This window comes from Pantoea sp. BRR-3P, assembly GCF_039621635.1.
GTDB classification, from domain to species: domain Bacteria; phylum Pseudomonadota; class Gammaproteobacteria; order Enterobacterales; family Enterobacteriaceae; genus Pantoea; species Pantoea floridensis.
On sequence record NZ_CP155066.1, the window covers coordinates 1,006,789 to 1,019,635 of the forward strand.

The 12,847-nt window shown below is 55.6% G+C and carries 10 protein-coding genes; 6 read left to right on the top strand and 4 right to left on the bottom strand.

The features are described 5' to 3' along the window. The 4 genes from AAGR08_RS04590 to narQ form a co-directional block, all read right to left on the bottom strand. On the bottom strand, window positions 1-369 hold the full coding sequence (locus AAGR08_RS04590) for an ArsC family reductase (RefSeq protein ID WP_097096473.1): 369 nt from the start codon (window positions 367-369) through the stop codon (window positions 1-3). A gap of 657 nt (window positions 370-1,026) precedes the next feature. Next, a complete protein-coding gene (gene acrD, locus AAGR08_RS04595; protein WP_097096474.1) occupies window positions 1,027-4,143 on the bottom strand; it encodes a multidrug efflux RND transporter permease AcrD in 3,117 nt (1,038 codons plus the stop codon). A gap of 195 nt (window positions 4,144-4,338) precedes the next feature. Further along, window positions 4,339-4,971 carry a response regulator gene (locus tag AAGR08_RS04600; RefSeq protein ID WP_097096475.1) on the bottom strand — a complete coding sequence of 211 codons (633 nt, stop codon included), beginning with the start codon at window positions 4,969-4,971 and terminating at the stop codon, window positions 4,339-4,341. Window positions 4,972-5,029: 58 nt separating this feature from the next. Beyond that, window positions 5,030-6,718: a nitrate/nitrite two-component system sensor histidine kinase NarQ gene (gene narQ / locus AAGR08_RS04605; RefSeq protein ID WP_345828773.1), complete on the bottom strand. Its 1,689-nt coding sequence runs from the start codon at window positions 6,716-6,718 to the stop codon at window positions 5,030-5,032. A 241-nt stretch (window positions 6,719-6,959) separates the two neighbouring features. Between narQ and AAGR08_RS04610 the strand changes: the two genes are divergently transcribed. From AAGR08_RS04610 to napB, 6 genes are all read left to right on the top strand, one after another. Further along, a complete protein-coding gene (locus AAGR08_RS04610; RefSeq protein ID WP_097096477.1) occupies window positions 6,960-7,232 on the top strand; it encodes a YdgH/BhsA/McbA-like domain containing protein in 273 nt (90 codons plus the stop codon). A gap of 278 nt (window positions 7,233-7,510) precedes the next feature. Continuing rightward, window positions 7,511-9,013, top strand: coding sequence for an L-asparagine permease (gene ansP / locus AAGR08_RS04615; protein ID WP_097096478.1), 1,503 nt, complete (start codon window positions 7,511-7,513; stop codon window positions 9,011-9,013). Between the two features lie 162 nt (window positions 9,014-9,175). Beyond that, on the top strand, window positions 9,176-9,646 hold the full coding sequence (gene napF / locus AAGR08_RS04620; protein ID WP_345828775.1) for a ferredoxin-type protein NapF: 471 nt from the start codon (window positions 9,176-9,178) through the stop codon (window positions 9,644-9,646). After that, entirely contained in the window at window positions 9,636-9,914 is a 279-nt protein-coding gene (locus tag AAGR08_RS04625; RefSeq protein WP_345828777.1) for a chaperone NapD, read from the top strand. Before napF ends, AAGR08_RS04625 begins: the two co-directional genes overlap by 11 nt. Next, window positions 9,911-12,397, top strand: a complete 2,487-nt coding sequence (gene napA / locus AAGR08_RS04630; RefSeq protein ID WP_345828778.1) for a nitrate reductase catalytic subunit NapA — start codon at window positions 9,911-9,913, stop codon at window positions 12,395-12,397. Before AAGR08_RS04625 ends, napA begins: the two co-directional genes overlap by 4 nt. 11 nt (window positions 12,398-12,408) lie before the next feature. After that, entirely contained in the window at window positions 12,409-12,840 is a 432-nt protein-coding gene (napB, locus tag AAGR08_RS04635) for a nitrate reductase cytochrome c-type subunit (protein ID WP_097096482.1), read from the top strand. Window positions 12,841-12,847: the final 7 nt, after the last annotated feature.

Consider the following 12,847-nt stretch of genomic DNA (forward strand, 5'->3'; position numbering starts at 1 on the left):
TTATGACTTCTCCTGGATAAACGCGTGGTAAAGGGAATCGTTGAAGCCGACCAGCAGATCGCCCTGCGGCGACGCCAATACCGGGCGCTTGATGATGGCCGGCTGGGCGAGCATCACGGCTTTGGCGCTGTCTGCATCGTTAACGGCCGCGCGCTCGGCTTCTGGCAGCTTACGCCAGGTGGTGCCCCGCGTGTTGAGTAGCGCTTCATAACCTAACTGATCAATAAAAGATTGCAGCAGCGCATCATCAAGGCCATCAACGCGATAATCATGAAAACGATAGTCGATGCCGGATGATGCTAAAGAGTTGCGTGCTTTTTTTATCGTGTCGCAATTTTTAATTCCGTACATCACCCACTGCGCTGTCATCGCTTATTCCCATTTTGATAAAAATAAAGCGCGAGTTTACCACAGCGCTCTAAGTGCCGTGAGCGTTGACGGCGGCTGTACGCTTTATTGCTGGATTTTTCATGACAATTTTACGGTGATAAATTTTATTACTTAGATCCAGTAAGCGCTTTCATTCACGCCTTCAATAATCACCTGCAGCATCATCAGGCCACTAAGGATTATCTTAAGCGCGAATGTGTGCTACTCAATGCAAAACTCACTTTTTTCTAGCTGCATTAGCGGGTTGCTGAAATGTGCGTCAGTACGCAATTTCAGAAAATTGCAGCTTTTGTTTACTTTTGCCGATAGTGATAACAGGTGGAAGCGTATTCACCTGTAGAAAAAATCGGCGTAGAATCGCCACTACAATAAGAGAGGGTTTTATGGTCGACACTGAAATGGGAAACTGGAAAGAATTTATCGAAGCGATGTTACGTAAGTAACACGTGAAGAGAAAAGCAGGGCACTTCCCAACTTGCTGTAATTCTTACCACACACAACAATAAAGCCGCCATGTATGCAATGGCGGCTTTTTTATTGCGTCGTCACGGGCCTTTAAAACGGTCGCCAAAATGGCGACCCTACGGTTGGGGTATGCACGAACGTAGGGGCGTCATTTATGACGACCTAATAAACTTAATCGTGCGGCTTCTCTTTCAGCGGGAATCTTCGGCGGACCACCACGAAGAACAGCGGCACGAAGAAGATGGCCAATACGGTGGCCGAGATCATCCCCCCCATTACACCGGTACCCACCGCGTGCTGGCTGCCGGAACCTGCGCCACTGCTGATCGCCATCGGCAATACGCCAAAGATAAACGCCAGCGAGGTCATCAAAATCGGGCGCAGACGTTGACGTGAGGCTTCCAGCGTCGATTCCAGCAGTTCCCGGCCTTTGCTGTTGATCTCATTGGCAAATTCTACAATCAGAATGGCATTCTTTGCCGAAAGGCCGATAACGGTGAGCAATCCCACCTGGAAATAAACGTCGTTCTCCAGTCCGCGCAGCCATGTCGCCACCAGTGCGCCCACGACGCCGAGCGGCACCACCAGCATTACCGAGAAAGGAATCGACCAGCTCTCATATAAGGCCGCCAGACACAGGAACACCACCAGCAGCGAAATGGCATAGAGCGCCGGCGCCTGCGAGCCGGACAAGCGTTCCTGATAGGATGCGCCAGTCCACTGGAAGCCTACGCCCAGCGGTAACTGCCCGACCAGTTTTTCCATGACGTCCATCGCCGTGCCGCTGCTGACGCCGTTTGCCGCCTCGCCAACAATCTCCAGTGAAGAGTATCCGTTGTAACGTTCCAGACGCGGCGAACCGGTTTCCCAATGGCTGGTGGCGAAGGCCGAGAAGGGCACCATGCCGCCGCTGTTGTTGCGCACATACCACTTATTCACATCTTCCGGCAGCATACGGAACTCTGCCGCGGCCTGTACATAAACCTTCTTAACGCGTCCGCGATCGAGGAAGTCATTAACGTAGGTTGAACCCCATGCGGTGGTTAAGGTGTCGTTGATGGTGTCCAGCGATACGCCGAGCGCCTGCGCTTTACGCTGATCGACATCAATCTGTAACTGTGGACTGTCATCAAGGCCGTTGTGACGCACGCGCGACAGCGAAGGATTGCTGTCCGCCAGCTCCAGCAATTTATCGCGCATCGCCATTAGCTGGGTATGCCCGATGCCGCCGTGATCCTGCAGTTCCATGTCGAAGCCCGATGAGCTACCCATGCCGGTAATCGCTGGTGGACTGCTGGCAATCACGCGCGCTTCTTTAATCTTGTGGAAAGCTTTCGTTGCCCGTTCGATGATCGCGAAAGAGGTGCGATCGCTGCCTGGACGTGCTTCCCAATCTTTCAACCGCACAAACAGGCGCGCTACGTTCTGTCCGTTGCCGCCAGGACCGGCACCGATGGTTGAGAACACCGAGAGCACGTTATCTTTCTCGCTGGTCATGTAGTAATTTTCGACTTTTGCCACCACGTCTGAGGTTTGCTCCAGAGTGGCACCGGCGGGTAATTGCACCTGCGTCAGAAACACGCCGCGGTCTTCCAGCGGCAGGAAGGAGGTTGGCAGGCGAATAAACAGAAACGCCATCACGCCGATAATGGCGAGATAGAGCAACAGCCAGCGCCCGCCTTTCAGTAGAATTTTTGCCACGCCGCGCTCATAGCGCTCCGCGCTGGCGTTGAATGTACGGTTGAACCAGCCGAAGAAGCCGCTGCGGCCATGATGATGGCCCTGCGCCAGCGGTTTCAGCAGCGTCGAACAGAGCGCGGGCGTGAGAATCATCGCCACCAATACCGACAGCACCATTGCCGAAACAATGGTGATTGAGAATTGACGATAGATCGCGCCCACCGTGCCGCCAAAGAACGCCATCGGTACAAATACCGCCGACAGCACCAGCGCAATGCCCACCAGCGCACCCTGAATCTGTCCCATCGATTTGCGCGTCGCCGCGCGCGGTGAAAGGCCTTCTTCGCTCATGATGCGCTCAACGTTTTCCACCACCACGATGGCATCATCCACCAGCAAGCCGATGGCGAGTACCATGGCGAACATGGTGAGCGTATTGATGCTGTAGCCAAAGGCGTAGAGCACCGCAAAGGTGCCAAGCAGCACCACCGGCACCGCAATGGTAGGAATCAGCGTAGCGCGGAAATTTTGCAGGAACAGATACATCACCAGGAACACCAGCAGGATGGCTTCCAGCAGGGTTTTTACCACGTCCGTAATTGAGGCTTTAACGAACGGCGTGGTTTCATAGGCGACTTTAGCTTCCAGCCCGTGCGGGAAGTAGTGTGATAGCTCCGCGATGCGCGCGCGGACCAGCTTGTCGGTGTTCATCTCGTTGGCGCCAGATGCCAGCTTGATACCAAGCCCGGAAGCCGCCTGGCCATTGTAGCGGCTAAGGAAGTCATATTTCTCCGCGCCCATCGCCACGTTCGCCACGTCGCCCAGCGTTACCACTGAGCCATCGCTGTTGGTTTTCAGCGTCACCGCTTTGAACTGCTCGGGCGTTTGCAGCATCGATTGCGCATTTACCGTGGCGTTAAGCGCCTGCTTGTCCACCGACGGCAACCCGCCCACCTGACCCACCGCTACCTGAGTGTTCTGTGATTCAATGGCGCTGACCACGTCTTCGGTCGTCAGCGCATAGGCAATCAGCTTGTTAGGATCGAGCCAGATACGCATCGCATATTGCGAACCGTAGGCATCCACCTGGCCCACACCGTCAATGCGGCTCAGCGGATCCTGAATGTTACTGGCGACATAATCTGAAATATCCTGCTTGTCCATACTGCCGTCGGTCGAGACAAAGGCAATCATCAGGATGTTGCTATCACCAGTTTTATTTACCGTCACGCCCTGTGATTGTACCGCCGCGGGTAGTTTGCGCAGCGCACTTTGCAGCTGGTTCTGGACCTGCTGACGCGCTTCGTCGGGATTGGTACCGGCCGTAAAGGTGAGAGTGATTTGAGCCTGGCCGGTATTGCTGCTGTTCGAGGACATGTACATCAGGTTATCGATACCGGTCATGTTCTGTTCGATAACCTGCGTGACGGTATTTTCCAGCGTCTCCGCCGATGCCCCGGGATAGTTCGCGGTGATACGCACGTTAGGCGGCGCGAGATCGGGATACTGCTCAATCGGCAGCGAGATGATCGCTAGCGTGCCGCACAGGCAGAGCAAAATAGACAGAACCCAGGCAAAAATGGGGCGGTCGATAAAAAAATTCGACATGGAACCGACACTCCTCAGCTGCGTATTTTTTACTTTTATTATGTTGAGCGCGAAGTAAGGATGGCTTCACGCTGGCGGAGTGCAAAGTGCTCTCTCAGAAAACTCCTGCTGCTGCTACTCTACGCGGCACAAATTAGAGAATCGTGGATAAATTAAGGAGAAAGTGTAAATGTGGTCGCGGCTTTCTGTGCGCTGCTACACATTACGGCTCTCCAGCCACAATACCGTGGCGGCCACGCGCGAGCGCACGTCCAGCTTGCGCAGCAGATTGCGAATATGCACTTTTACCGTCTCTTCGGAGATATGCAGGGTTGTTGCGATCTCTTTGTTCGACAAGCCGCGCGCCACTTCCTGCAGCACATCCAGCTCGCGTTCGGTGAGCTGCTTAAACGGATTCGAGGTTGGCTGGCGCGTGGTGAGGTAGTCGGCGACCGTTTCGCTAAATACATTCTCACCTTTGGCTCCCCGCATGATCTGCGCCAGCAACAGCTCAGGTTCACTGTCTTTCAGCAGATAACCGTCGGCGCCGGCATCCACCATGGCGTAAATATCATTGCGCGCATCGGAAACCGTTAATATCAAAATGCGTGCGGCAATGCCTTCGTTACGCAGGGCTTTCAGCGTATCCAGCCCGGACATGCCTTTCATATTGAGGTCCAGCAGGATGACATCGGGTGATAGCCGGCGCGCTTCTGCCAGCGCTTCGGTGCCATTATTCGCCTCGGCCACCACTTCCAGGCGTGGCTCCAGCGCCAGAAGCTGGCGGATACCGCGGCGCATCAGCGGATGATCGTCAACGATCATAATTGTCAGGGAAGGGTTGGCCATAATGTCTCCAGTATCAAATTTTGTAGGGTCGCCATGCATGGCGATCTCATGCTCATTGTTAACTCAGCCGGTGCGCTGGACGCGGCGGAAAACGCAGCGTGACGCGCGTACCTTGCGTCTGCGGGGTGATCGATAGCGTACCGGAAAGCCGTGCGGCGCGTTCTGCCATGATGGTCAGGCCGTAATGTCCCGGCGGCTCTTCAAGGCTAGGAATGCCGCAGCCATCGTCATCAATAGTCAGCAGGTGGTCCTCATCAGCGACACGCTGGTAGCGAATATGAATATTCTGCGCCTGTGCGTGGCGAATAGCATTCAGCAGCGCTTCGCGTGCAATCTGCAGCACATGCACCTGCTGCTGGGCATCGAGCATTTGCAGACCGGGTTGATAATCGAACTCGATTACCGCCTGCGACTGCTCTTGCAGCGGTGCGATCATCGCCTGCATCGCCTGAACCAAATCCGCTTGTTCAATAGTCAGACGGAAGGTGGTGAGCAGCTCGCGCAGTTGCTGATAAGCTTCTGACAACGCGCGATCAAAATCGGCAATAATCGCCTGCGCCTGGGGCTGAGTGTCATCAACATTACGTCGCAGCAGCGCCAGCTGGATGCGCAGGAAGGAGAGCGATTGGGCCAGCGAGTCGTGTAATTCGCGCGCGATGGTGGCGCGTTCTTCTATTAATAGCATCTGTTGATACTGTTTTTGCGTCTGCCAGATCCACAGCGCACGAGCCAGCATATTCGCCAGGCTCTGCATTAACTCGTCGGCCGGGGGCGCGCGGCGAGTTTGCCAGCGCAATTCACCTAAGGTCTGATCTTCCTGCATTAAGGCGAGACGCTGCCAGCTGAGGTCGTCCGCCGCCACACCCGCCTGAAACTCAATTCCTTCGCTGGTAATTTGCAGCACCGTCAGCGCTTCACGGCGCTGTACCAGCCGTAGCAAACCCTGAAACAGTTCTGGATTGGGTGGACTACTGGTGAGGATTTGTGAGCTTTCATATAACAGTGACAGCGTGCGGTTGGCCTGAGTGAGATCTTCGGTTTTCTCCCGCACCGCGCACTCCAGCAGGCGGTAGTGGGAATGCAGGCGTTCCGCCATGGTAGTAAATGCCTGCGCCAGTACGCCAAGTTCATTTGGCTGTTCCACCGGCAGGGCGGGAAAGGTGAAATTCGCCTGCTCGACAGAGTGGCTGGCGGTCACTAGCGTATTGAGAGGACGCACCACATTGCGGCGAATAAAACGAATCGTCCATAGCGCCAGCGCGACAATAGCTAAAAAGCCAAACAAACTACTGGCCGCCACCAGGTGCATTTTCAGTTCGGCGTAATGCTGCACCGCCAGTACAAAACGGTCGATTTCGCTGACATAGCCAGCGACACGCTGCTGATAAACTTGTGCACGCTCAGGCTGCAGCGTTTGTTGCAACATCGGCCAGCTATCCCGCAGATAACGATAGCGACTGCTGACTTCCAGCGGTACCCACGGGCGTTCCAGATGTTGTAATGCCGGGGATTCCAGCGTTTGCTGGTAGAGCGCCATGTGATGTGCCAATTGTTGCGGATCGCGCGCGCTATCCCATGCGAGACGATAAATCTGCATACGCAGCGAACCGGCAACATTTACGGCTTCAGCATCGCGCAGGCTGCTGGAGAGCGTCATCAGCGCCAGTCCGGAGGTCAATAGCGACAGCAGCACAATCATGCCCAGTGCGCGGGCAATAGTGCGAGTAACGGGACGTTTCACAATCACAATAATAACCCTTTTAAGAGCGGGGGATTATAGGGCAGCAGCGCAGTGACGGCGAGGTTGATTTCGACACATCAGGTTACTTTTAGCAGAGAAAACCATTTCTCTTTACCTTTCCCTGGATAATCCGCGCTTAGCTGGCGAATTATTAAACGCCTTTACCCCATGCTCAACCTGGTTTTCATTCCCTGCGTGATAATGAGTTTCGTAACGCTTAACCAATGGAAGACAACCGGAGCATCTCATGAAGACACGTTATGCCATTCTGACCGCCGCACTGCTGGCCACCGCCAGTTTCTCGACGCTGGCGGCTGAGCCGTTAAGTGCCGCGCAAGCGCAAAACCTGCAAAGCGCAGGCACCGTTTCTATAAGCGGTGTGCGCGGTTCGCTGGATGATGCAACGCGCCATCTGTCGCAAAAAGCGCAAGAGCAAGGTGCCAGCAGCTATCGCGTTATTGGCCTGCAAACCCCAGGTGATTCAAGCCTGTGGAGCGGTACCGCAGAGATTTACCGTTAATTCCCTCCAGTAGTTATCCCTGTAGCCATCCCTTTACCGGTCAGCCCTCTGGCCGGTTTTTTTGTGCACCGCGACGGATTATTACAATTCAACTCGTGCAGCCTGGCGGTATTTTTTGCTTCGTTCTTGCAGAACGGGTAGGATTCATCGCCGTAAATTCCCGCCCCGCCACGTGACATCGTTCCGCCGCTGTGGCACCGGGTTTTACCCCATTTCGCACCGCCATACGCAATCGTTTGGTTAGGCGGTGATTGATGGTCAGGACAAACAGGATAGCTATGAAATCAATTAAAAAAACCGCAGCCGAACAACGCGCTGCGAAAAGACGCTGGCTCAACTCCCACGACAGCGGTTACCACAAAGCGATGGGTAACCGTCAGGTACAGATGATCGCCATCGGCGGTGCCATCGGTACCGGTCTGTTCCTCGGTGCTGGCGCGCGCCTGCAAATGGCCGGTCCAGCACTGGCATTGGTTTATCTGGTGTGCGGTATCTTCTCCTTCTTTATCCTCCGTGCGTTGGGCGAGTTGGTATTGCATCGTCCTTCCAGCGGCAGTTTTGTCTCTTATGCGCGTGAATTCCTTGGGGAAAAAGCGTCTTACGTGGCAGGCTGGATGTACTTCGTAAACTGGGCAATGACCGGTATCGTCGATATCACCGCGGTCGCGCTGTATATGCACTATTGGGGCGCGTTTGGCGATGTGCCGCAGTGGGTGTTTGCCCTTGGCGCATTGGCGATTGTCGGTACCATGAACATGATCGGCGTGAAGTGGTTTGCCGAGATGGAGTTCTGGTTCGCACTGGTGAAAGTGCTGGCTATCGTGGTGTTCCTGATCGTGGGTGTGGTGTTCCTCGGTACCGGTAAACCGCTGGACGGCAACACCACCGGTTTCCATCTGATCACCGATAACGGCGGCTTCTTCCCGCATGGCTTGCTGCCCGCGCTGGTGCTGGTGCAGGGCGTGGTATTCGCTTTCGCCTCAATTGAGCTGGTGGGGACCGCGGCGGGAGAGTGTAAAGACCCGAAAACCATGCTGCCGAAAGCCATCAACAGCGTGATCTGGCGTATCGGCCTGTTCTACGTCGGTTCAGTCGTGCTGCTGGTGCTGCTGCTGCCGTGGAATGCCTACCAGGCGGGGCAAAGTCCGTTTGTAACGTTCTTCTCCAAGCTGGGTGTGCCTTATATCGGAAGCGTGATGAACATCGTGGTGCTGAGCGCCGCACTGTCGAGTCTGAACTCGGGCCTCTATTCCACCGGACGTATTCTGCGCTCCATGTCGATGGGCGGTTCTGCGCCACAGTTTATGTCGAAGATGAGTAAGCAGCAGGTACCGTTCGCCGGCATCCTGGTGACCATCGCCGTCTACGTCATCGGCGTGGTGCTGAACTATTACGTCCCTTCACAGGTATTTGAAATCGTTCTGAACGTGGCATCACTCGGCATCATCTCGTCGTGGGGCTTCATCGTGGTGTGCCAGATGCGTCTGCGCAAAGCGATTAAAGAGGGCAAAGCGGAGGACGTCAGCTTCAAGCTGCCCTGGGCGCCGTTCACCTCGTGGCTGACGCTGCTGTTTCTTGTGAGCGTATTAGTGCTGATGGCGTTCGATTATCCCAACGGCACGTACACCATTGCCTCGATTCCACTGATTGCCGTGGTGCTGATCCTTGGCTGGTTTGGCGTGCGTAAACGCGTCAATGCCGAAGCCATGAAAGAGCATGAACATCATGCTGACGATCAGGATGATGCACCGCATAAGCTGGCGGACGATAACGCGCGTTAACGTTAGCGATTCTCATCTCCGGGGGCCTTTTGGCCCCTGTTTTTATTTCAATTCCCCTTCACTTGATCCGACGTCGGGATTTACACCTTTCGGGTGATATAGCCCTCATTAATGTCAGGCTATTTTACGCACCATCTCTTTCTCCCCGTTTAAGGTGAACCGATGGCGTTGTCGCGACGCGAACTTTTTACCGGGCAGCGCGTAGCGCCTGCTGACGGCATCCCTTTACCCTGGTGGCGGGGAGAGCGCGGTTGTGATGGCTGTGGCAAATGCGTTACGGCCTGCGAAACGCAGATCGTCCGGCTTAGCCGCGGAGAAATACCCCAGCTCGATTTTCGACAGGGCGAATGTACTTTTTGCGGCGCCTGCGCCGAAGCCTGCCCACAGCCGCTGTTCCATGCCCGTGAAACGGAGCCCTTTTCACAGCGCATTCGCATTGATAACCGCTGCATCACTTTTCTTGGCGTCAACTGCCGCAGTTGCCAGGAGAGCTGCGAACAGCAAGCGATTCGTTTCCACCTGATGCCCAACGGTGTCGCACAGCCTGAAACCCTGCCGCAGCATTGCACCGGCTGTGGCGCCTGCATTGCGCCTTGCCCGGTTTCAGCCACAGGATTACACCATGAACCATGAAAAAAGTTGGCACGTCTGCGGCCTGGTGATTCAGGCGCGGCCTGCGTCCATACCTGCCGTAAAAGATGCGCTGCTGGCGTTTGCCGATAGCGACATTGCCGCTGAAGATGCGGCACGCGGCACGCTGGCTGTCACGCTGGGCGCAGCGGATAGCGCCGCCCTGCTACGTAATATTGAAGAGAGCCGCAACATTCCTGATGTGTTGGCGGTATCGCTGGTTTATCACCAGCAAGACGAGATTGAAGAACCTTGTAAGGAAGCATCATGAGCATAAGTCGTCGTGATTTTATGAAGGCCAATGCTGCGGCTGCAGCTGCAACGGCTGCAGGACTCACTATTCCCACCGTCACTAAAGCCGCGACCTCGCTGGTATCGCCAATTCGCTGGGAAAAAGCACCGTGCCGCTTCTGCGGTACCGGCTGTGGCGTGCTGGTTGGCACCCAGGATGGACGTGTGGTGGCCTCACAGGGCGACCCGCAGGCAGAAGTGAATCGTGGATTAAACTGCATCAAAGGCTATTTTCTGCCGAAGATCATGTACGGAAAAGATCGTCTGACTCAGCCGCTACTGCGCATGACCGACGGTAAATTTGCTAAAGACGGCGAATTCACCCCGGTAAGCTGGGATCAAGCCTTCGATATTATGGAAGAGAAGTTCAAAGCGGCGCTGAAAGCCAATGGGCCGGATTCGGTCGGCATGTTCGGGTCTGGCCAGTGGACGGTATGGGAAGGCTATGCGGCGTCCAAGCTGATGAAAGCCGGTTTCCGCACCAACAACCTCGATCCGAATGCGCGTCACTGCATGGCGTCGGCGGTGGTGGGCTTTATGCGCACCTTCGGCATGGACGAGCCGATGGGGTGCTATGACGACATTGAGCAGGCCGATGCTTTCGTGCTGTGGGGCTCCAACATGGCGGAGATGCACCCGATTCTCTGGTCGCGCATCACCGCACGCCGTCTGAGCAGTGACAATGTCAAAGTCACGGTCTTGTCGACATATCGTCATCGCAGCTTCGAGCTGGCTGATAACGGTATGGTATTCACGCCGCAGAGCGATCTGGCGATCCTCAACTTCATTGCCAACTACATTATTCAGAACAACAAGGTCGATAAGACCTTCCTGCAGAATCACGTCACGCTGCGTAAAGGCGTCACCGATATCGGTTACGGTTTACGTCCAACCGATCCGCGTCAGGCCTCGGCGAAAAATCCCGACAGCGGCGAATCGACGCCGATGAGCTTTGATGAGTTTGCCAAATTCGTCTCGGAGTACACGGTAGAAAAAGCCAGTGCCATGAGCGGCGTTGAGCAGGATCAGCTGATCGCGCTGGCTGAGCTGTACGCCGATCCGAAAGTCAACGTGGTGTCGTACTGGACCATGGGCTTCAATCAGCATACGCGCGGCGTGTGGGCGAACAACCTGTGTTACAACCTGCACTTGCTAACCGGCAAAATCTCGCGTCCGGGCACCGGTCCATTCTCGCTCACCGGTCAGCCGTCGGCGTGCGGTACGGCACGTGAGGTGGGCACCTTCTCACACCGTTTACCGGCTGACATGGTGGTAAACAATGACAAACACCGCGCCACGGCGGAGAAATTATGGAAGCTGCCGCAGGGCACCGTACCGGCCAAAATCGGTTTGCATGCGGTAGCGCAGGATCGCGCGCTAAAAGATGGCAAGCTCAACGCTTATTGGGTGATGTGTAACAATAATATGCAGGCCGGGCCAAACCTGACGCAGGAGCGTATGCCAGGCTGGCGTGATGAGCGCAACTTTATCGTGGTCTCCGATCCTTACCCAACCGTGAGCGCGCTGTCAGCCGATCTGATTCTGCCAACCGCCATGTGGGTGGAGAAAGAGGGCGCCTACGGCAACGCCGAGCGTCGTACGCAATTCTGGCATCAGCAGGTGAAAGCGCCGGGCGAGGCGAAATCCGACCTATGGCAGCTGGTGAATTTCTCCAAACGTTTCAAGGTTGCTGAAGTCTGGCCGCAAGCGCTGATCGCGCAGAATCCAGAACTGCATGATAAAACGCTGTTTGACGTGCTGTACGCCAACGGCCAGGTCAATCAGTTCCCGCTGAGCGAAGTGGCGGATGACCAGCTGAATGATGAAGCGCGCGAGTTCGGTTTCTATATCCAGAAAGGTTTGTTCGAAGAGTATGCCAGCTTTGGTCGCGGCCACGGCCACGATCTCGCGCCGTTCGATGCTTACCATCAGGCGCGCGGTCTGCGCTGGCCGGTAGTGGATGGCAAAGAGACGCGCTGGCGCTATCGCGAAGGCTACGACAGCTATGTTAAAGCCGGCGAAGGCGTGCGTTTCTACGGTAAGCCGGATGGCAAAGCGACCATTTTCGCTCTGCCATATGAAGCCCCGGCGGAATCACCGGACGATGAGTACGATCTGTGGTTCTGTACCGGTCGCGTGTTGGAGCATTGGCACACCGGCACCATGACGCGCCGCGTGCCGGAGCTGCATCGTGCGGTGCCGCAGGCCTTGCTTTACATGCATCCGCTGGATGCCAAAGACCGCGATTTCCGTCGCGGTGAAAAAGTGCGCGTAATGTCACGTCGTGGTGAAACCCTTGCTACCGTCGAGACGCGTGGTCGTAATCAGCCGCCAAAAGGACTGGTGTTTATGCCGTTCTTCGATGCCGGCGTGCTGGCAAATAACGTCACGCTGGACGCTACCGATCCGCTGTCGAAGCAGACCGATTACAAAAAATGCGCCGTCAAGCTGGTTAAAATTTAAGGCAGGATGCAATGAAACCCTTAATCACATTCGTTACGTTGGCCGCCCTGATGCTGGGCGGCACGGTTTACGCTAATAACGGCGTCGATCTTAATCAGTCACCGGAAGTGACGGCCACGCAGCAGGGCACCATTCATCAGCCCAAAGAGCAGAGCCGTAAACCCCTCAACTACGTGAACCAGCCGCCGGTGATCCCGCATAGCGTGGATGGCTATCAGGTGACGAAAAACGTTAACCGCTGCCTGCAGTGCCACGGTACGCAGAGCTATCTCACCACCGGTGCGCCGCGCGTCAGTCCTACGCACTTCACCGATCGCGATGGCCAGGTCAGCAGCACCGTCTCGCCGCGTCGCTATTTCTGCCTGCAGTGTCACGTGCCGCAAACCGATGCCAAACCGGTGGTAGAAAATACCTTCAAACCGGCTGACGGCTTCGGTAAGTGAGGAATAA